The sequence below is a fragment of the Sulfurospirillum cavolei genome (genome assembly GCF_001548055.1).
Taxonomy (GTDB): domain Bacteria; phylum Campylobacterota; class Campylobacteria; order Campylobacterales; family Sulfurospirillaceae; genus Sulfurospirillum.
In genome coordinates this window covers 1,827,441-1,848,174 of record NZ_AP014724.1, presented here as the reverse complement: position 1 = coordinate 1,848,174, position 20,734 = coordinate 1,827,441, and the positions used below count along the sequence as shown (strand labels likewise).

Annotated in this window: 24 protein-coding genes; 18 read left to right on the top strand and 6 right to left on the bottom strand. The window is 43.4% G+C overall.

From position 1 onward, the window contains the following. Positions 1-4: 4 nt before the first annotated feature. A complete protein-coding gene (locus UCH003_RS09300; protein WP_060826302.1) occupies positions 5-322 on the top strand; it encodes a hypothetical protein in 318 nt (105 codons plus the stop codon). A 40-nt stretch (positions 323-362) separates the two neighbouring features. Here UCH003_RS09300 and UCH003_RS09295 read toward each other — a convergent pair whose 3' ends face one another. The 6 genes from UCH003_RS09295 to UCH003_RS09270 form a co-directional block, all read right to left on the bottom strand. Continuing rightward, positions 363-821, bottom strand: a complete 459-nt coding sequence (locus UCH003_RS09295; protein ID WP_060826301.1) for a Crp/Fnr family transcriptional regulator — start codon at positions 819-821, stop codon at positions 363-365. 58 nt (positions 822-879) lie between these two features. Continuing rightward, entirely contained in the window at positions 880-1,731 is an 852-nt protein-coding gene (locus tag UCH003_RS09290) for a c-type cytochrome (RefSeq protein ID WP_060826300.1), read from the bottom strand. Further along, positions 1,728-2,984: a cytochrome b gene (locus UCH003_RS09285; protein ID WP_060825368.1), complete on the bottom strand. Its 1,257-nt coding sequence runs from the start codon at positions 2,982-2,984 to the stop codon at positions 1,728-1,730. Before UCH003_RS09285 ends, UCH003_RS09290 begins: the two co-directional genes overlap by 4 nt. Positions 2,985-2,995: 11 nt before the next feature. Further along, positions 2,996-3,502, bottom strand: a complete 507-nt coding sequence (gene petA, locus UCH003_RS09280; protein WP_060825369.1) for a ubiquinol-cytochrome c reductase iron-sulfur subunit — start codon at positions 3,500-3,502, stop codon at positions 2,996-2,998. A 197-nt stretch (positions 3,503-3,699) separates the two neighbouring features. Then, the gene (locus UCH003_RS09275; RefSeq protein WP_060826299.1) at positions 3,700-4,002 is read right to left on the bottom strand and encodes a c-type cytochrome; all 303 of its coding nucleotides are present in this window, start codon (positions 4,000-4,002) and stop codon (positions 3,700-3,702) included. Positions 4,003-4,110: 108 nt separating this feature from the next. Then, the gene (locus UCH003_RS09270; RefSeq protein WP_060826298.1) at positions 4,111-4,800 is read right to left on the bottom strand and encodes a response regulator transcription factor; all 690 of its coding nucleotides are present in this window, start codon (positions 4,798-4,800) and stop codon (positions 4,111-4,113) included. Between the two features lie 127 nt (positions 4,801-4,927). Between UCH003_RS09270 and UCH003_RS09265 the strand changes: the two genes are divergently transcribed. The 17 genes from UCH003_RS09265 (at position 4,928) to UCH003_RS09185 (ending at position 20,343) form a co-directional block, all read left to right on the top strand. Then, positions 4,928-6,574, top strand: coding sequence for a sensor histidine kinase (locus UCH003_RS09265; RefSeq protein WP_144441005.1), 1,647 nt, complete (start codon positions 4,928-4,930; stop codon positions 6,572-6,574). Positions 6,575-6,757: 183 nt separating this feature from the next. Then, positions 6,758-9,358 carry a Sec-dependent nitrous-oxide reductase gene (nosZ, locus tag UCH003_RS09260; RefSeq protein ID WP_060826296.1) on the top strand — a complete coding sequence of 867 codons (2,601 nt, stop codon included), beginning with the start codon at positions 6,758-6,760 and terminating at the stop codon, positions 9,356-9,358. A gap of 151 nt (positions 9,359-9,509) precedes the next feature. Beyond that, positions 9,510-10,304, top strand: coding sequence for a hypothetical protein (locus UCH003_RS09255; RefSeq protein WP_039675064.1), 795 nt, complete (start codon positions 9,510-9,512; stop codon positions 10,302-10,304). Next, entirely contained in the window at positions 10,304-11,611 is a 1,308-nt protein-coding gene (locus tag UCH003_RS09250; RefSeq protein WP_082709179.1) for a nitrous oxide reductase family maturation protein NosD, read from the top strand. Before UCH003_RS09255 ends, UCH003_RS09250 begins: the two co-directional genes overlap by 1 nt. A 39-nt stretch (positions 11,612-11,650) precedes the next feature. Next, positions 11,651-12,349, top strand: coding sequence for a 4Fe-4S dicluster domain-containing protein (locus tag UCH003_RS09245; RefSeq protein WP_231964766.1), 699 nt, complete (start codon positions 11,651-11,653; stop codon positions 12,347-12,349). Continuing rightward, positions 12,346-12,924: a hypothetical protein gene (locus tag UCH003_RS09240; protein ID WP_039675060.1), complete on the top strand. Its 579-nt coding sequence runs from the start codon at positions 12,346-12,348 to the stop codon at positions 12,922-12,924. Before UCH003_RS09245 ends, UCH003_RS09240 begins: the two co-directional genes overlap by 4 nt. Then, entirely contained in the window at positions 12,921-13,415 is a 495-nt protein-coding gene (locus tag UCH003_RS09235; protein ID WP_060826295.1) for a c-type cytochrome, read from the top strand. Before UCH003_RS09240 ends, UCH003_RS09235 begins: the two co-directional genes overlap by 4 nt. 10 nt (positions 13,416-13,425) lie before the next feature. Then, positions 13,426-14,331, top strand: a complete 906-nt coding sequence (locus UCH003_RS09230; protein ID WP_060826294.1) for a NapH/MauN family ferredoxin-type protein — start codon at positions 13,426-13,428, stop codon at positions 14,329-14,331. After that, on the top strand, positions 14,328-14,966 hold the full coding sequence (locus UCH003_RS09225; protein WP_060826293.1) for an ABC transporter ATP-binding protein: 639 nt from the start codon (positions 14,328-14,330) through the stop codon (positions 14,964-14,966). The genes UCH003_RS09230 and UCH003_RS09225 overlap by 4 nt, the downstream gene beginning before the upstream one ends. Further along, on the top strand, positions 14,953-15,408 hold the full coding sequence (locus UCH003_RS09220; protein ID WP_060826292.1) for a nitrous oxide reductase accessory protein NosL: 456 nt from the start codon (positions 14,953-14,955) through the stop codon (positions 15,406-15,408). Before UCH003_RS09225 ends, UCH003_RS09220 begins: the two co-directional genes overlap by 14 nt. A 1-nt stretch (position 15,409) precedes the next feature. Further along, positions 15,410-15,727 carry a hypothetical protein gene (locus UCH003_RS09215; protein WP_144441004.1) on the top strand — a complete coding sequence of 106 codons (318 nt, stop codon included), beginning with the start codon at positions 15,410-15,412 and terminating at the stop codon, positions 15,725-15,727. Further along, the gene (locus UCH003_RS09210; protein WP_060826291.1) at positions 15,717-16,907 is read left to right on the top strand and encodes an ABC transporter permease; all 1,191 of its coding nucleotides are present in this window, start codon (positions 15,717-15,719) and stop codon (positions 16,905-16,907) included. Before UCH003_RS09215 ends, UCH003_RS09210 begins: the two co-directional genes overlap by 11 nt. Continuing rightward, the gene (locus UCH003_RS09205) at positions 16,904-17,572 is read left to right on the top strand and encodes an ABC transporter ATP-binding protein (protein WP_060826290.1); all 669 of its coding nucleotides are present in this window, start codon (positions 16,904-16,906) and stop codon (positions 17,570-17,572) included. The genes UCH003_RS09210 and UCH003_RS09205 overlap by 4 nt, the downstream gene beginning before the upstream one ends. Then, a complete protein-coding gene (locus UCH003_RS09200) occupies positions 17,569-18,534 on the top strand; it encodes a hypothetical protein (RefSeq protein WP_060826289.1) in 966 nt (321 codons plus the stop codon). The genes UCH003_RS09205 and UCH003_RS09200 overlap by 4 nt, the downstream gene beginning before the upstream one ends. Continuing rightward, positions 18,531-19,034 carry a hypothetical protein gene (locus tag UCH003_RS09195; protein WP_060826288.1) on the top strand — a complete coding sequence of 168 codons (504 nt, stop codon included), beginning with the start codon at positions 18,531-18,533 and terminating at the stop codon, positions 19,032-19,034. Before UCH003_RS09200 ends, UCH003_RS09195 begins: the two co-directional genes overlap by 4 nt. 1 nt (position 19,035) lies before the next feature. Next, on the top strand, positions 19,036-19,863 hold the full coding sequence (locus tag UCH003_RS09190; RefSeq protein ID WP_039675043.1) for an ABC transporter permease: 828 nt from the start codon (positions 19,036-19,038) through the stop codon (positions 19,861-19,863). A gap of 9 nt (positions 19,864-19,872) precedes the next feature. Next, positions 19,873-20,343, top strand: coding sequence for a nitrous oxide reductase accessory protein NosL (locus UCH003_RS09185; protein ID WP_060826287.1), 471 nt, complete (start codon positions 19,873-19,875; stop codon positions 20,341-20,343). Positions 20,344-20,734: the final 391 nt, after the last annotated feature.

Genomic DNA, 20,734 nt, shown 5'->3' with positions numbered 1-20,734 from the left:
TACGATGAAAAATTATTTTTATTTTTGGAACTATTTTGGCATAGCAAATGTATGGGCTTTGTGGTTTTTACCGCTCTTTTTCATTACCGTATTTTTGGCGATAAGCTATGTGGGCGAGTCGTTGGGGTCTTTTTTAGCATGGTTTGAAATCGCCCTTTTGGGTCTTTATGATTTCATCTACCGCATCAAATCTTCCAAAGAAACACTCTTTGACGCGTTGACATTTCCGCATGAAGGGATGATTTTTCATTTTTTTATTTTCCCTTTTCCGGTTTGGATGGCGAGTTGCGGGGTACTTTTAGCCCTTTGGGGACTACGCTAAACGAAAGGATATACGCTGCGCCATTTTGGCGTGCGAAAGTTTAAAGAGCGGCGTAACGGTTTAAATGCACAGAATCGTTTTTGCCGATTTCTTGCGGGATCGTCGTAAGGTTGGTTAAGATTCTTTGGTGTTTGAGCAAGCAGTCGAAAATTTTTTCAAAATAGGCAAAACAGCGGTGTATCTGCTTTTGAAAATAATCAAACTGAATGACGAACATCTCTCCCGATGAGCTAAATTGTAAGGTTTCGGCGTAGCAAAGACCGGCAAAATGAGCATGTGCTCCGATTAACTCTCCCGGATACGCGTCTAAGCCTTGCGTTTTTTCCCCGATGAGCATGAGTTTTCCAGAGAGGTAGATAAAAATAGTGATCGGTTGAGAGCCTTTTTGGTAGACGATTTCATTGGCTTCATAGCGTCGCCGATAGGCATATCGGCAGTTGACGTCGGCATTGAAAAGGTGTTGAATGTTGAGACGGTAAAAATGCGTATCGTGAGACATAAGACCTTTCCTTTTATAAGGAAGGCACGCTTTTAAACGTGCCTTTGTGAGGTTGACATTAGTGCACTTCTCTCCAGATTTTGACTTTCCAAGCAAACGCAAGAAGCGTGAAAAGTACCATATAAGCGATTAACTTATAACCGAGGTCTTCGCGTTCGGCTTTTTTACGATCGCCGACTTTCTCCATATAGGAGATCACTTGATTTTGCGCTTTTTCGGTTAAACCTACACGCGGCATCGACGTACCCGCTAACTGTTTTTGAGGATTGTTGATGAACGTTGAAAGGTACTCGTCGCTCTTTGCACGAATCATAATCGAAAGATCCGGAGGCAAGGTTCCCATATACGCGGTTAATGCCGCTTTATCCGAATGACTCATCGTTTTATCGTATTTCATATCGTGGCATCTGCCGCAGGCTTCTTCATATAAAGCTTTGTCGGATACCGGCTTGACGATACTATGAAAAAAAGCAAGAATAGAGGAGATCTCGTCTTCGCTCATCCAGTCGTATGAAGGCATCGGAAAGGTTCTTGTTTGATCAAATTTGTGTTCAACAAGCATTGCTTTTGCCGGATTTTTGAGAAACGCGCTTAAGAAAGCCGGATCGTAGAGTAAGCCCGCATTGCTCAAATCGGGCGGTACGACACCGTACGCTAACGATGCATCGCTCTCACTCATGGCAGATTGAATGCCGACGGATTTAACGGAATGGCAGGCGACACAGTTTGCTTGCACCAATTCTTCACCCTTGATAAAATCGCCTTTACCCACCGTATGCCCTAAATCCTTAAAACTGAAATCGGCAGGGGCGACGTGAGGGTGCATCTGAGAATGGGCGAAAGGTTCGACACCCCAATAGACAACGGCAGTAAAGAAAAGAACCACCACTAAAATTTTCAACTCTCTCATGACTCGGCTCCTTCGTTTTTGGCTTCAATTTTGGTAATAATCGGAAGGAGGACGAATAAAACAAGGAAAACGATGGTTGCACCAAAGCCTACCCAAGCGTTTGCCCCCGTCGGAGGAAGCTTACCGTAAACGGTTAAAACGATCATATCGATTAACAATAACCAAAACCAGACGAAAAACATCGGACGTTTGTGCGCCGGTGCCGTATGCATCGTATTGCGATCTAAAAACGGTAACAGCATAAAAATAACGTTGGCAAATCCAAACGCCGCTAAACCGATATCCATTGCCGCAATACCGCCGATATCAAAGAAGAAACCGCGAAGCACTTCATAACTCCACAAGAAATACCACTCCGGATAAATATGTGCCGGCGTTTTCATATTGTTGGCCGGTTCAAAGTTGATCGGATCCATCGCAAAATCGTAGTGGAAACAGACCAAGTAGAAAAAGACGGTTAAGGCAATACCGACAACAAAAAAGTCTTTGGATAAAAAGACCGGCCAAAAAGGAACCACTTTAGACTCTTTTTTGCGACCTTCCAAATATTTCTTAGCCTCTTTGTCGAAATCAAACTCTTCGGAGTCTTGGTTATTGACATGCGGAAAGCGCAACGCATAGAAGTGAACGGCGATTAAGAGTAAAATCACTAACGGAAGTAAAAGGACATGTAACATAAAAAAGCGTGTTAACGTCGCATCCGCTACCAAGAAATCGCCTCGAATCCAAATGACCAACGCTTCGCCGATAAAAGGAATGCCGCCGAAAAGATTGGTAATAACCTGTGCCGCCCAGTAACTCATTTGTCCCCACGGAAGCATATACCCGCTAAACGCTTCGGCAGAGAAGATACCAAAGAGTGCCATACCGGTTAACCAGATCATCTCACGGCCTTTTTTGTATGAGCCGTAATAGATACCCGTAAACATGTGAATGTAGATGACTAAGAAAATAACCGATGCCGCTACGCCGTGCATATGTCTCCATAACCAGCCGTATTCGACCTCTTGCATAATCGTATAGTTGACGCTATCAAACGCCAATTTTATATCGGGTTTGTAATACATCAAAAGAAAAATACCCGATACGATCAAAATCATGAACAAGCTCATTAAGACGACACCCATCGCCCATAAGAAATTGATATTCTTAGGAATCCAATACTCGCTCATCATCACTTTGATAAATCCGTTGACCGCCAATCGCTGATCCAACCAGTCCATCAAGCCCGTTGCTTTTTTTATTTCTGCCACGTGTCTCTCCTTTACGCTTTCTTAGCTACCATTTTTTTATATTCCGGTCCCTCTTCGCCGAGAACGAGTTTCGTTCCGTCGATTTTAAAGGGAGGAATATCCATTGGACGAGGAGGCGGTCCGAACGTGTTGACGCCGCTGGCGTCAAATTCGCCGCCGTGACATGCGCATTTAAACTGTTTGGTGGAGGGTGTCCACGTCGGAATACAGCCTAAGTGCGTACAAAGTCCGATCATCACCGAGTAGCTACTCCCTCCTGCGATGACGTCTCGTTTCTCGTTCTTTGCCATATCCGCACTTTTCTTCAAAATGAAAATCGGCTTCCCTCTCCATTGTATCGTTTGTACCTCTCCTTCTTTCATCGGAGAGAGATCAACGGTAATGAATCCGGCGGATTGTACGCTTGGAAGCGGATCCCAAGTCTTCTTCATAGCGCCCAGAGCCACAATGCCCCCTGCCGCTGCAAAACCGCCGAATGCCATGCCGATAAAGTCTCGTCTGCTCTCTTCAACAGCCATCCTGTTTTCCTTTCTTGATCAAATAAACTTACATGTAAAGCAAAGCTTTTACGCTATGTTAACGCTGAACTTTTTGGTAGCCAGCGCGCCTACGGTGCTTTTGGTGGGTAAAGTCGGTTTTGAAAGAAACCTAAACGAATGCTAGGTTTAAAATTTCAACCATGCGGTAAGATTCGGTCGCAATGTACCGAATCTTCTTATTTGTAAGAGGCGATCGTCGAAGCAACCGCTTTCAACTCGTCATCGCTAAGCGCACTTGCGATCGGTTTCATAACGCCTTTCATCGGGCCGCCTTCGCCGTTTTTATATCCGTTAAGCGATGCGATGATTTTAGCGGCATCCCATCCCGCGATAATTTGAGATTTATTTAAAGCCGCCTTGGAAGCTTTATCGCCGTGACAGGAAAAACATTTGCTTTTATAAATAGCTTCTCCCTCAGCGGCATTGAGTGCAAGCGATGTTCCTACGAGCAGTAGAAAAACCGTCGATAACTTTTTCATCCTTAATTTCCTCCATGTGATTGTTTGTTTTATATTTTTTTCATCATAGAGTGACATTTTATACTATAGCGAGTTTCTTTTGAGTCGCTAAGCACCTAAGGATAAAGCTTAATCTTTAATCGTATATCCTAAGTTTCCGACGGTTTGAACAACGTCGTTACCTATTTTTTTGCGTAGTTTAAAGACAAGATTTTTTAAAGCCGAAGGCGGTGCCTCCTCATAAACGTAGAGTTTGTCTTCCAAGGTTTGACGCGTCACGAGATTGCCTTTGTGTTGCAATAAAATTTCTAAAAATTCGACTTCTTTATGCGTCAAGCTAATTTTTTGGGCGTCTTGAACTAACTGTTTATTTTGGTAATCGTAAGTGTTACGTTCGTCGATGGTTACAACGGTTTTGACCTTTTGGAGTAAAACGTCCGCACTAATTTCCAACAACGCGATCAAATCTTTTTCTTTGATCGGTTTAACCAGATAATCGACCAACGATAGTTTAATTGATTCCAACAATAAGTCTTTATCCGTATAAGCACTTGTCACGATGATCGGCGTTTCTTGATTTTCTTTACGTATCTTTTTGATGAGCTCCAACCCGTTGAGTTTGGGCATCTTAACATCGGTAATGATGATGTCGGGACGATGGTTTTGATAAAGTTCAAATGCCTCTTCGCCGTTGGATGCCGTGAAGACTTCTTTCACGTAAAGCAGTAAAACTTTTTTAAAACTGTTGCGGAGATTTTCTTCATCTTCGGCTAATAAAATAGAGCTGTTTTTTAAGACCAATTTTTGTTTATCTAACATGTGTAACGTTCCTTATGGCGAAGCGATTCGATGCTTTTGATTTAATTGTAACACGATTTTATCAAAAAGATAGTTATAATATTTGACGAACAACCCGTCGGTTTTTCTCAAAAATGAAGGTTTTAGTATGACTCAAACGATTAGTTTTACGCGAAGATACATCGTAGCTCTTTTGATTATCGCCTGTTTATCCGTTCTTGCCTATTACAATATGAACCATCTTATCAGCAACCAATCCAACGACGGAAAGATTATTAATCTCAGCAGTAAACAAGGAATGCTTTCGCAACAAATCGCTTTATTCGCCATTTACTATAAAACGGAAAATCTTCGCACCAATATCGCCGCGATGGAAGAGGCGCATCAACTGCTCATTTCGTTTCCGATGACGGACGAATTGAAAAAAATCTATTTCGACGAACCGTATAAATTGGATAAAAACGTTCAGGCGTATCTGTTTCATGCCAAACGGTTTGAAGAAAACCGAGACGGGCGAAGCCTTACGTATATCTTACAAAATGCGCAAAAACTCTTAGAAGCTTTAGATTTGGCGACCGCCGTTTACGTGAAAACGACCGAAGAGACGACGATTAAGCTCAAAAACGTAGAGTTTTATATTTTTATTTTCACGCTCATTACGCTTCTTTTTGAAGCACTTTTCATTTTTAGACCCGCCAATAAAAAAATCATCGAGTTTACGCAGGAAATTTTCAGGCAGCAAGATTACGCCAATAGCGTTATTGAGTCCAATAGTAACGCGATTATTACACTCAATTACCAACTCAGGGTTAAAACATTTAACCAAATGGCAGAAAAAATCTTCGGATACACCAAAGAAGAGATGCTTGATCAACTCTTTTTCGATAAAGCGATTCCGATGCGCTATATGCACATGTTAACGAAAGATACGCGAAAAGTAACGCTTCGCGACATTCTCGCCATCGAAAATAAAGAAGAGGTTAAAACCATCGAGGGCGTCAATAAAAACGGCGATTTAATTCCCATTCGCCTTTCCATCGCAACCAGCGGGCAACACAGTGCCGTTTTAATTATCATCAGTATTCAAGATATTTCCAAAGAGACGCTCAAAGATAAAATTATGATGCAACAGTCTAAATTCGCGGCTCTTGGAGAGATGATCGCCATTATCGCCCATCAATGGAGACAGCCTTTAGCGCAGCTTAGTTTTAATTGTATGTACATTCGCAACAAACTTAAAGATCCCGATCTTATCGAGGAGACGGCAAAGAACGAAGAGATTATTCAATTTATGTCCGAGACGATTACCAACTTTGAAAATTTTTATAAACACACCGACAGTACGCTTTTTTCGCCGAACGTTTCCATCGTTCAAGCACTCAACCTTCTAGACTCTTCGATTCGGCAAAATGCGATTCACGTTACGAAGAATCTTCTAGATGAACGTAGTTCTGTTTACGGCAATTCCAATAGCTTAGCGCAAGTCATTTTGTCTATTATCCAAAACAGTATCGACATCTTTAAAAACCTTCCTATCGAACATCCGCATATCGACATTACGCTTACATGTGACGAGAAAGACGTTTTTATCAGCATCTCGGATAATGCGGGAGGCATACAAGAAGCCCATATCGGCGACATCTTTAAACCTTTCCACAGCAACAAGATTAAACCTTCTACGGGGATTGGTCTTTACATGTCAAAGCTGATTATCGAAAACCAGTTTCACGGTCTGATTAACGCGTATAACCGTGAAAACGGAGCTACTTTCTCCATTCAACTGCCCAAAAAATAAGTTAATTCTTAAATTGACACATATTTAAATAATTAACATTGTTTTTTATATTTTTTATTAGCGACTGAAAAGAAACTGACAATAGTATAAACTTTCAGAGTTAACTCAAGTATTAAATTTTTGTTAAATGACCGTTCGTCATTGTAAAGGATTTAATATGAACATCAACAAAGGAGGTAATTTATGGAAAAAGGTTTTAAACTTCTTTCTTCGCTTGCTCTTATCGGAGCTCTCGGTGCGACAGTTTCGTTTGCTGCGACCGAAAGTGCCTTGGACAAGGTTATGAAAGAAAAAGGTTTAAGCGAAGCGGACGTCGTTCGTGCGGCTAAAACCTACAATCCGACCGGAGTCCATGACAAGTACTTGGTCTTTAGTTCCGGCGGTCAATCGGGGCAAATTATGGTGTACGGCGTACCGTCGATGCGACTTTTAAAGTATATCGGCGTCTTTACTCCGGAACCTTGGCAGGGATATGGATTTGACGAGGAGAGTAAAAAAGTCCTCGCTCAAGGAAAAATCCGAGGCAAAGATATTACATGGGGCGACACGCACCACCCTTCGCTTTCCGAAACGGATGCTAAAGTCGACGGTAAATGGTTGGTCGTCAACGACAAAGCCAACCCTCGTATTGCAGTCATCGATTTGCACGATTTTGAAACCAAACAAATCGTTGTCAATCCCGTCTTTAAATCTGAGCACGGCGGTTCTTTCTTTACGCAAGATTCCGAATGGATTATCGAAGCGGCACAATATGCGGCTCCTTTCGACAACGATTACCACCCGATCGAAGACTATAAAGAGACGTACCGCGGCGGTGTAACGATGTGGAAATTCGACCCTAAGAAAGGACGTATCCAAGAAAAAGACTCTTACACCATCGAACTCCCGCCTTACATGCAAGACTTAAGCGATGCCGGTAAAAAAGTGAGCCACGGTTGGGGTTTTACCAACTCGTTTAACTCCGAAATGTATACGGGCGGTATCGAAGTCGGTATGCCGCCGAACGAAGCGGGTATGAGCCGTAACGATACGGACTACTTACATGTCTATAATTGGCAAAAACTTGCAGAGTTGGCGAAAGACCCTAAAAACGTCAAAATCGTTAACAATCATCGCGTCGTTCCTATGGATATTGCGATCAAAAACGATGCATTGTTTTTGATTCCCGAGCCTAAATCTCCGCACGGCGTTGACGTTGATCCAACCGGCGAATATATCGTTGTTTGCGGTAAATTAGATACGCATGCTTCCGTTTACAGCTTTTCCAAGATTCAAAACTTGATCAAAAATAAAGAGTATGCCGGAAAAGATCCTTACGGTATTCCTATTTTAGATATGAAAAAAGCGTTACACGGGCAAGTCGAGTTGGGTCTTGGACCTTTGCATAACCAATATTCGAACGTTGACGGCGAGATTTATACTTCTTTGTACGTCGATTCACAAGTCGTAAAATGGAACTTTAAGACTTTAAAAGTGTTGGATCGCGTGAACGTCCACTACAATATCGGTCACTTGTGCGGTATGGAGAGCAATACGGCAGATCCTCAGGGCGATTATATTATTGCGTTGAACAAACTTTCCATCGATCGCTTTAACAACGTCGGTCCGTTACACCCGCAAAATCATCAGTTAATCGATATTCGCGGCGGTAAAATGGATATGCTCGTCGATATGCCGATTCCGTTGGGTGAGCCGCACGATGCTGTTGCGATCCGTGCAAGCAAACTTAATCCCGAAGTACGATACGAGATGGGAACCAATACGCGAACGAATACGGTTCATGAAGGTAAAACCCTTGCGGGACAAGAGAGAATCGAGCGAAACGGTAGTGACGTTAAAGTCTATGCAACCTTGGTTCGATCGCACATCAATCCTGAGAGAATTACCGTCAACAAAGGCGATAACGTAACGTTCTACGTCACGAACCTTGAAAGAGCCGAAGACGAAACGCACGGTTTTACGATCGATAACTACAATGTTCACGCATCGGTTGAACCGGGTAAAACTTCCAGCATTAAATTCAAAGCGGATATGGAGGGCGTCTTCCCTTACTACTGTACGGAATTTTGTTCGGCGTTACACCTTGAAATGATGGGTTATTTGATGGTCAAAGACCCTAACAAAAAATACGACAGCGTTCAAAAGCTTAAAATGGCATCGATGTCAAAAGAGCAATTGAAAGCCGAGTACGATAAAACGGTTGCGACCAACAAGGCGACGGATGACGTTATTCAAAGCGTCGTGAAGTTCTTGAAAGACAACCATTATGAAAAACACGACGTCGTTAAAAACCTCGTGAACGATGCCTTAGATCAATACGGCAAAATCGCCGAGCAGAAAAAACTATCCGATGCCGCCGTTAAAGAAGGCGACCTCGAAAAAGCGGTTCTGTTTGAAAACATGATCTGGCAGTATATGGTTAAAACGGCAGATGTCGGTATTCGTGCGAAAGATTTGTTAGTCAAATTTGTTGCAACCAAACAAAGCCCTGCCGCGGCAAAAGGCGAAACGGCTTTCAATGAAGGCGGATGTTCCGGTTGCCACGTCATCGGTAAAGTAAGCTCCGGTCCTGATCTAACGGGTGTTTTAGGACGCCATGAAAACGGTGAGAAATGGGTTGCCGAGTTTATCAAAGATCCGAAACCGAAATTTGACGAGCCGTACGTTAAAGCGATGATCGATTTCTTTAACTTAAGGATGCCTAATCAAAATATGAAAGATGAAGAAGTGAAAAACATCATCGAGTATTTGAAATGGGTTGACAGCAACGCTAATTTATTTTAGCGGCGCGTAATGCGTTTCGCAAGCGAGAGTAAAAGCTTTCGCTTGCGGATTCGTTGACGCGTATCAAGGTAAAACCGAAGACATCAGCATATAATCTTATTTACATGTTAGGTTTTCAAACGTCTAAATAAGGTTATTTAAGGAGTAGTATATGCACGCAAGTTATAAAAAATCTACGATCTTCGCCGCACTCGCGCTCATCGTTTTAACGTTCTCGTTTACGTTTCCGATGATCGGCTTTCACGGCGTTTTAAATAAAATCGACGAAGGGCATAAAGACGAAATTCATTCGTTCTCAAAAGTGATTTGGAATCTTTACAATCAAGGACGCTATAAAAGTACGACGACTCCTAAAAAGGCGCATAACGATCTCGATCAGATGATTGCGACCTCTTCGGAAATCGGCGTCGCTTCTATGCCGATTTGGTTTGTCTCTTTGGAAGCTCCCAACTATCCTAAAGAAGCGTTTCCCGAAGGGATTCCCGTGTATTTTCATTTTGACGGGTTTAGCGGCGAAGTGCATGAAATGAATACGATTAACCACTATATCGGTATGGATCCGATGTGGACGGGCGGAACGTTGGAGCGTGAAATCGGTATTTACGCGCTTTTATTGTTGAGCTTGATTATGGTCTATTTTATAGCGTATAACCATAAATTTCTCAATTATTTGATGCTAATTCCCGTCTCTTTACCGCTTTTGTTTATCGCCGATTATTCGTATTGGCTCTATTGGTTCGGACATAACCTCCACGATTGGGGTGCTTTTAAAATTAAACCGTTTATGCCGACGGTTTTCGGAGACGGTAAGGTCGCTCAATTTACGACGCATTCGTATCCGACGATCGGCTTTTATCTGTTGGTTCTTATTAGTCTCTTTTCGTTGTTGGCGTTCATCGCGCGCAATAAAGCGAATAAAGAACAAAAAAGCGTAGCGGCACAATAATGCGATATTTCTTTTTGATCGTAAGCTTCATCGTATCGCTTTATGCCGCGGACGGGACATTTTCTTACGACGTCCAAGCGCAAGACAAAGCGAGGGTTTATACAGGACCGATCAAAGAGACGCGAAGAAATCCGATTCAAGACGCGATCGACAATGCTAAAGAAGGTTCGATTATCAAATTAAAAGCAGGCGTTTACGAAGGCAATATCGTCATTCAAAAACCCATTAGCCTGATCGGCGTCGAAGAGGGCGTGATTATCGACGGGTTGGGTGCGGGAAGCATCGTGACGATTCAAAGCTCTTACGTCACGTTAAAAAATCTGACGCTTCGAAACAGCGGAGAACGTGCCGACGTTTTAGACGCGGCGATTAATATTAACGGCGATGCGAGCAAAGGTGCCGTTTCGCAATGCGAGGTTAGCAATTGCACGATTTTGGACTCGTTGCTCGGCATCAATATGGAAATTGCCAACAATTCGTTGATTCAAAATAACTATATTACGTCGAAAGACTACGACCTCGGATTACGGGGAGACGGAATTCGGTTATGGTACAGCAACGACAATATCGTACGTAAAAATCATCTTTATCGATCACGGGATATGGTCGTGTGGTATTCGCACGGCAATACGATCGAAGAGAACCTCGGCGAGTACGGTCGTTATTCGTTGCACTTTATGTATGCGGGTAAAAATTACGTTCACAATAATGTGTACCAATACAATTCGGTGGGGATTTTCTTTATGTATTCCAACGATACGATTGCCACGGGTAACGTCGTTAAAAGCGCAGTGGGTGCTACGGGTATCGGTATCGGATTTAAAGATGCGACCAATTTTACGATTGAAAACAACACGATTATTTACAATTCGCAAGGTCTGTATATCGATCGGTCGCCTTTTGAACCCGATACGCACAATTTTATTCGCAACAATAAGATCATGTATAACGCCGAAGCGATGCATTTTCATTCGTTGTGCGAAAATAACGTGGTTACGGAAAACAGCATTGTGGGCAATATTGAAGATATCGTCAACGATTCGCGAAACGAGCAAGAGTTTAAAAACGAATTTTCGATGAATTACTGGGATAACTATGAAGGTTTTGATAAGAATATGGATGGTTATGGGGATAACGCTTATCGCGTTTATCAGTATGCTGATAAGTTATGGACTTACAACCCTTCCGTGAAGTTTTTTTACGGTTCGCCCGTTTTAACGTTGCTCAATTTTTTATCAAAGTTAGCTCCTTTTTCGGAGCCTATTTTTCTTTTGGAAGATAAAAAACCAAAATTTACGAACCATTAGGAGAAAGACATTATGGCGCAACAATCACGACGAGACTTTATGAGCTACTCGACCTTAGGCGTTTTAGGATTGGCCTTAGGCGGAGGAATACTAGGAACTCCTTACTTAAGAGCGCACGAAGCAAGATTAAGACCGCCCGGAGCCGTCGAGGAAGATCGCTTTTTGGCACTGTGCATTAAATGCGGACAGTGTTTGCAAGTTTGCCCGTACCACTCGATTCATTTAGCGGATTTTGCGAAAGGATACGGTATGGGGACGCCTTATATCGAAGCAAGAAACCGTGCGTGTTATTTGTGCGGTCCGCTTCCTTGCGTCTTGGCATGTCCTACCGGAGCGTTGGACCATCACACCGAAAAACCCGAAGACGTCAAAATGGGTATTGCGGTATTGGCGTTTCCGGAAGCGTGTTTGGCTTTGCAAAAAAAACCGGTTCCCCAAGGACATGCCGGCGTGATTTCCAAACATCCGCATACGCGAGACGTTGAAGAAGAACTTTTGAAAAAATTAGCCTCGTTGGAAGGGAAGCCTTGTACGATTTGTGCCGACATGTGTCCGCTTCCCAACCCTTTAAGCGCGATCGAGATGGTTGAAAAAGAAGGTACGGTACGACCGATCGTCAAAAGCGGTTGCGTCGGGTGCGGAGCATGCGAAGAACTTTGCCCCGCATTAACGCCCGCGATCGTCGTCAAACCGAGGGAAAGTTATGCATCTTATTACGGGGAGGGAAAGGGCGGATGAAATATCGCATATTTCTAACGGTATTTTTAGGGCTCATCGTTTTGAGCGGTTGCGATCAAAAAAAAGAAGAGACGCCAAAAGAGCACACTCGTAGCACGGCTAGCGGAGCGATCGAAGTGGAAGAAAATGCCGACTATAAAGTGAACAAAGTTGCATTGAAACAACATGACGCCAATACGAGCCAAGTATTTTATTACGATTATCAGCAAGATAAAAAAACGGCTCAAAGCGTAGAAGAAAAAAATTATACGCCTACGGGCGCGGCATTAAACGTACGAAGTCCGTACGAACATGTCGAAATCAGCCTTTTGGTCAGCAAACTCAGTAAAGAGTTTATGGTGAAATGTTCCGCATGTCACGACGATTATGCCAACGGGATTATCGGACCTTCGTTATTGAGCAAAGACAGTGCTTATATTTCCGAGACGATCAAAAAATATAAAACAGGCGAAAAAGAGAATGCTTTGATGAAAGACCTCGTCAAACAGTTAGACGATAAACAAATTCAAGCCTTAGCGGATGAAATTTATACGTTTAATCAACAAATCAAAAAAATAAAAGAGAGACGACAATGAAAAATAGCATCGTAGGCGGCATTACCGTTATCGTAGTAGGATTGATGGCGTATACCCTAAGCCAAGGTCGAGCGTTTCAAGGCGGCGAGAGTAACAAAATCATCGAAAATATCGCTCCGCAAACCAATACCGTTTCGTTTAATTCCGACGCGTCGCAAGGGGTAAAACAACCGACGCAAGAAGAGAGCGAAGCCCAAAAACTCAAAGCTCTCAAGGAAAAAGCCGGTAACGTAGCAACCTTTAAGGTCAGCGACAATTTTAAACGCAAATGTGCTTCATGCCACGGAATTGACGGTAAAGGCGCGGTGGGATTACCGCTTTTCGGACAGAGCGGAGATGTCCTGTTCGCCAAAGTTTTAGAGTATAAAAACGGTACGCGCACGAATCCGATTATGAAAGGTGCGGTTTTAAATCTGAGCGAAAGCGATTTGAAGGAACTTGCATACGAGATCGGCGAATTTAAAGCCAGAGAACTAGCGGCGTCCAAATAAAGGAGATCCGATGAACAAATATCAAGATCGTAATACGATAGCCAAAACGACGTTTGGATCGACGTTTTATACCGTAGACAATCAAGGTAAAAAGCGTTTGAGCCTTCGTGCAAAACGTTGGGCGGCGATCATTAGTATTCATTTATTGTTTTTTCTATCGTTTAAAGTCGATATACAAACGCTTGAAGGAACGCTCAGCGGGTCTCGCTTTCTAGGATTTCATCTAATCGACGTTTTTACGACGTTGGAAGTTTTTGTCGCAACGTACCATATGCCGATCAATATGATTATCGGAACGACGACGATCGTGATCGCTTATTTACTGATCGGCGGACGGACGTATTGTGCTTGGGTTTGCCCTTACGGATTGCTCAGTGAAATCGGCGAAAAATTACACACGATGCTCGTGCAAAAGAAGATCATTAAAGAGCGAACCTTTGATCATCGTATCAAATACGCTTTTTGGGCGATTTTTTTACTCTTAGCATTTACAAGCGGGTATTTGGTGTTTGAAGTCTTTAACGTCGTAGGCATTTTAAGCCGCTTTATCGCGTACGGGTGGAGTTTAGCCTTGATTTGGGTTGCGATCGTCTTTAGCGTCGAAGTGTTCTTTGCAAGACGCGCATGGTGTAAGTACGTTTGTCCTATCGGAACGACGTACGGTATGATCGGAACGGTGAGTGCGACGCGTGTCGAGTGGAACGATCGTTGCGATCATTGTATGGTCTGTCACGACGTTTGCTTCGAAAGCCATATCTTAGAGCTGACCAAACCGCAATACGATAAAGAGCGCATCGAAAAAGGAATCACAAAGCAAGTCATTACCAATGCCGATTGTACGTTGTGCGGACGTTGTATCGACGTATGCCACCAAGACGCTTTAAATTATACATTTCGCTTAAAGTCGCTCGTATGATAGACATTCAAAATCTTGTAAAACGTTTTGGAAATACGCTCTCTTTGGACGCCGTATCGTTATCCATCAAAGACGGCGATTGTATCGCGTTAATGGGTCCAAACGGTGCCGGAAAAACGACGCTGATTCGCCTCATTTTAGGCTATTACCATCCCGACAAGGGTGCGGTTCGCGTGAACGGTTTCGATCCGATCACGGAGCGCACGAACGTGTTAAATCATATCAGTTTCGTTCCGCAGCTTCCGCCTCCGATCAAGCTCAATTTAGAGGAGCTGATTCAATACGTTTGCAAAAGTACGCATACGGATCGAGCGTTGATTTGGAAGTATGCGCAAGAGATGGAACTCGATATCGAAGCCAATCTGACGAAATCGTTTTTTAAATTAAGCGGCGGTATGAAGCAAAAAATGTTGATAGCCCTCAGTTTGGCACGTCGAAGCGACATTATGATTTACGACGAGCCGACCGCCAATTTAGATCCGAAAGCGCGGGATAATTTTTACAGGCTCCTAACCCAAGAACGCCATGCGCGCATTGCGCTTTTTGTCACGCATCGTATCGACGAGATGGAGTCGATCGTCAATCGCGAATTGTATATGGATTTTGGAAAGGTCATTAGCGATGAAAAACGCTAGCGTACTCTTAAATGCATTGGGCATGATCGCAAGTCTCCTTCTTCTTTTAGGATGCGATACGAAAATCGATCTGAGTGCCAAACCCGTTCATTGGGATCGTGACATGTGCGAACGGTGTAAGATGGTTTTAAGCGATCGAAAATTTTCTGCCCAAGCGATCAATCCGCATACCGGCAGGCGTTATTTTTTTGACGACATCGGTTGCGTCGTTTTATGGTTTAAGGAAAACAAGATTGCCTGGAGCGAAGAGGCGGTTATTTGGGTGAACGATGCGAAAACCGGCGAATGGATCGATGCGCGTAAAGCGTTCTACGATACGGAAAACATCACACCGATGGCTTACGGATTCGGTGCACATGTACGCAAAGAAGAGATAAAAGAAGGTCAAGAAATCGTTGATTTTACGGAGTTGACCGGGCGTGTCATTCAAATAGGAAAATAGCATGATAGGCAAAAGCACGGCTCGTATTCTAACGTTTTTGATCGGTTTAGGCGTGCTTTGCTTCGTGCAAAATCTCTATTTTTCACACACGCTTTTAGGGAGCGACGAAATGTTGGCGCGCAAAGAACTTCTGAGTTCGTTCGTAGGATTGAGCGATCTGGCGTTGGTTTGCGAAGCGCATTACGTACGCCATCGAAGTATCAGCGACGTTTTTGCGTACTTTAACGAATCCCCCGAATTGTTGGAGTATTTTCCCTCGACGTTTGTTTACCGTTATACGCCCTTAGCGCAACCCTCAAGGATCGACTATGCTTTTTAGCTTTCGCTGGCTTCTTTTAGAGTATGCCGTTCGTTCGTTGTTTCGCCGCTTCGGCAAGAACTTTTTTATCTTTTTTATTTTGAGTTTTTTGATTTTTATACTCTCTTCGGTTTTAATGATCGCCGAATCGATCAAAGCGGAATTGAACGCTACGCTCAAAACGCTACCGGATATGACCTTACAACGTTTCGTCGCGGGAAAGCAAACGCTAATCCCCGTTAGCCGCGTCGACGCTTTATTGGAAATTCAAGGTGTGGGTTCCGTGACGCCGCGTATTTGGGGATATTACTATTTTAAACCCGCCGGCGTCAATTTTTCCGTCGTCGGACTCGATGCCTACGAAGAGCCGTATTCGGCTACGATGGCGCGTTTGATTAAAGATGTCGATTGGACGCAACGTTCGCCTTCTCCGACGATGATCGTCGGAGAAGGCGTCAAAACTATTTTGCGTGAGAATTACTATAACGATTTTTTCAATTTTATTACACCCGAGGGACAAACGAAAAAAGTCGGTATTGCCGGCGTGTTTCACTCCGATCTTGCCTTGGAAGCGAATGATTTGATCGTATTGCCGAAACAAACGGCATATGAAATTTTCGGAATGAATGCTTCCGATGCCACAGATATTGTGTTGAAAGTTTCGGCAAACGTCAGTGAAATTCCGACGATCGTCGCAAAAATCATTGAAAAATTTCCCGATCTGCGTGTGGTAACGAGAGACGATATTCGTGTGAGTTATCAGAATATCTTTGATTATAAAAGCGGTTTTTTTCTTGCATTGTTTTGCGTGTGTGCGTTTGCTTTTTTTATCATCGTATACGACAAATCCAACGCTTTAAGTTCCGAAGAAAAAAAGGAGATCGGCATTTTAAAGGCACTCGGCTGGGATACCGATACGGTGCTTCAAGAGAAATTTTTTGAAAGTTTTATCCTATCGCTTGGAGCTTTTCTTTTCGGCTTGGCTACGGCGTTGTTTTACGTTTACGCTTTGCAAGCACCGCTGTTGCGCGCTATTTTCACGGGTTATTCCACTTTAAAACCGCCTTTTGCCTTGCCCTATACGCTTTCTGGGTCAATGATCGTTTTACTGTTTTTGCTGAGCGTGCCCGTCTATATCGCCGCAACGTTAATTCCGGCGTGGCGTACGTCTATCGTCGATGCGGATGAGGTGTTACGATGATCGTCGTCTCAAACGTAAGTAAAATGTTTACGCAAGCAGAAGAGTGCGTGCAAGCACTGTCTCATGTCTCGTTGCATGTAGCGCAAGGCGAATGCGTTCTCTTAAAAGGAGCCAGCGGTAGCGGCAAAAGTACGTTACTTTCTTTAATCGCAGGCTTGGCGCAACCGACAAGCGGAAGCATCGTCGTTGATGGAGAAGAGATTTCAAAAATGCCCGAACGATTAAGTGCCAAAATGCGCCGCGAACGTATCGGATTTATTTTTCAAAAATTTCATTTGATTCCGTATTTAAGCGTTCAAGAAAACGTAACGACGCCCTTGGTTCCGGAAAATATACCTTTACATGTCATCGAAGCAAAAGCCAAACGGGCGATGGAGCGATGCCGTATTGCCCACAAGGCTCACATGTACGTTCATCGACTCTCGGGCGGAGAGCAACAACGCACGGCAATCGCTAGGGCGTTGGTTCGCAATCCCATGATCGTATTGGCCGACGAACCGACCGCCAATTTGGATCGTAAGCTTTCGCTCTCGTTGATTGAAGAGTTACGTGCGTTGAAACACGAAGGCGTCACTTTGGTCGTAGCGACCCATGATCCGTTATTTTTCGATTTGGATTTCGTGGATCAAACAATCGAATTGCATCACGGAGTGCTACGTCCATGACTTTAACGCCGGAGATCATCGCTTTATTGACGCTTGATGTTATTTTCCTCGGTTTGGGAACGCTTGCTTTAATCCTTAGCCTACGCATCGCGTATCGATGGGATTACGCTGCTGTAACGCCTTTGCAGTATCGTTTGACGAAACAGAGCACTTTAGTTGCGGTCATTATCAAGTATATTTTTGTGCTCAAACTTCCGTTGTTTCTCTTTTTTATTTACACCTGCGATAAGCTTTCCGCCGTGATTACGGGTGCGATGTGTGCAAGCGGCGTGGTAAATTCGATCGGTTTCGGACTGGATTTGACGCTTTTTAAACTCTTTAATCTTTACGGTTTCGGTTTTTGGCTTCTGCTCCATGCCGAAGATGCGTCGCACGTCCGTTTAGCGTATACGCGGTTGAAATTAATCCTTTTCGCCTTGCTATGCGTGCCTCTTTTTACCGAAATCATTTTGGAAATCGGCTTTTTCACGCGCTTAGACGTCAGTAAAATCGTTAGCTGTTGCGGCACGCTTTTTTCCGCGGCGAGCAGTAGCGCGTCGCTTTCGCTCTTGTTTAACGTCGATGCTCGTGTCTGGGTCGGTATTTTTTATCTTGTTTACACGGTAAGCTTGATCGCGCTTTGGTTGAAGAGCACGGCAGGCGTGATTGTGAGCAATACGCTATTTTTGATCTTTGCGTTAATCTCGCTGATCGTCTTCTTTAGCACGTATGTTTACGAACTACCGACACATCGTTGTCCGTTTTGCCTTTTGCAAAAGGAGTATTATTATGTGGGGTACGGCTTGTATGTCATGCTCTTTACGGGTACGTTTTGCGCCGTAGGAGGAGGGCTTTTAGCGTCTATCACGCATACGATTCCTTATCGGTATTGGAGGCTTTCGGGATTTTTCAATACCGCATACGTCGTGTCGATTTCGGCGTATCCGCTCGCATACTATCTTAAAAACGGAGTATGGTTATGAATCGCCGTATAGCCTTATCGATCTTAATCCTAACGCCTTTGTTGAGTTTAGGTGCGTTGTTCGGTTATTTGCGTGCCCAAAATCAATTGCCGACGGATCGCAAAAATCCTGAAGGAGCACCTTTAGAGTTTCAAGACAATACGGTTCAATGTCCGACATGTTACATGTACCTTGTCGGGAAGAAGCACACGGCGCAAATTATTCAAAACGCGAAAACCTACTTTTTCGACGACGTCGGGTGTGCCGTTTTGTGGATGAAAGCACAAAACGTCGAGCCTCAAACGGTTCACATGTGGGTTTTTAGCAACGATACGAACCGATACGTCGATGCATTGCGCGCTTTTTATTCGGTGATCGACGAAACTCCGATGCATTACGGTTTCGGAGCATACGAACAAGAAGGAGACAATAGGATAACGTTTGATGAAATGCGCCTTCGTATGCTTCGCGGCGAAACGATGAGCGACCCGAAAATTCGTAAAAAATTATTAGGAAAATAGTATGGAAAATTTAGTCTTAATTGCTCTTTTAGATATGAAAGAGTCTCTTCGCGCACGATGGTTTTTAGTCTATTCGTTGGTGTTCGGCGGTTTGATCGCGCTTTTTTTCGTCGCCGGCGTTACGGAGTCCCAAGTGATGGGATTTAGCGGTTTGAGCAGGTTGTTGTTGATGTATATCCAAATCACGATCGTGATTTTGCCGATTTTTATTTTGGTTACGACGGTACGCTCCATTTCGGGCGATAGGGACAATCACATTTTAGAATACATGCTCTCCTTTCCTCTTTCGCTGTCGCATTATTATTGGGGAAAGATTCTCGGGCGGTTTGCGACGGTTTTTCTACCGGTCTTTTTTGCCATGGTGTTGGCACTGTTGATCGGCGTACTTAAAGGGGCAAGCATTCCGTGGTCGCTTTTTCTCTTCTATACGGGCTTATTGTTTGCGTTAAGCTCCGCTTTTTTGGGTATCGCTTTTTTAATCTCTTCGAGCGTTAAATCTTCGGAAGTCGCGTTGGGACTTTCGTTTTTCGTTTGGATTTTTCTTTTAGCGTTTATCGATATTATTCTCATCAGTTTAATGATGCAAAATCGCTTTAGCGAAGAGCTGATCATTGCGATTGCTTTGGTCAATCCGATGGAAGTTTTTAGAGTTGCGGCGATTAGCCTTTTTGATCCGGAGCTCACTGTCATGGGACCGGTGGCATTTTACATTCTCGATAACGTAAAATTGGTCTATTTTCTCTTGTTTTCGATTGCGTATCCGGTGTGTTTGGGATTACTTTTCGCCTTTTTAGGTTTTAAAATTTTTACTAAAAACGATCTTATCTAGGAGTTTTACATGATGAAAAAGCTTTGTTTGATTTTAGTGACTTTGAGCGCATTGTTCGGCGCAAAAATAGAAATCCCGAAAGACGCGCAGTGTCTGATTCGTAAAGTTCAGATTTACCAACACCCCGAATGGGCTTCGACTATTACGTTAAGAAGCAAAGAGCATCTTTATTTTTCAAGCCCCAAATCGATGTTTGAGTTTTATTTTGAATCTTCGCGATGGCCCGAATACGTCATTCGCACGAAAGAAGATATGCAAATTTACGTAACCGATTACGATACGATGGAAAAAATCGTCGCACAAGAGGCTTACTTCGTTTACGGCTCGAGTAAAACCAGTATCTCGGGCGACGATTTACCCGCATTTAGTACGAAAGAGCAAGCCGAAGCTTTCGTTAAAAAATTCGGCGGAACGCGCATTTTGGATTTTGCGGGAGTTTCAGATGCTCTCATCAATCTTTTGAACAACAGACTACGCTAAGCCCTTATATCTTCATCGCTAACCTTTTCGGTGTTCGCTATCATCGTACGAAAAGGTTAGCAACACCGTCAAGAAATTCAACCGCCTACTACTTTTTTCGTAAAATCCTTTTGAGAAGCTTTTGCGTATCGTTAGACACGTCTTCGATACTTTGGAAAGAACGTTTCAATCGATAAATCTTTTAAGTTTTACATGTACATGTTAATTTAAAAGGCAAAATCGATCGATGTTTTCAATTTGAACGTTCAGCATTTAATCGTCAGGATGTTTTAGGGTTAAAAAAACTAATAATCCTAATTATAACTTGCACTCGCATTATTAATATGCTACAATTTAGTGTCAAAACCGTATCAACTTCGTAACAAAAATTGCTTATACTACTCAAAAGGAG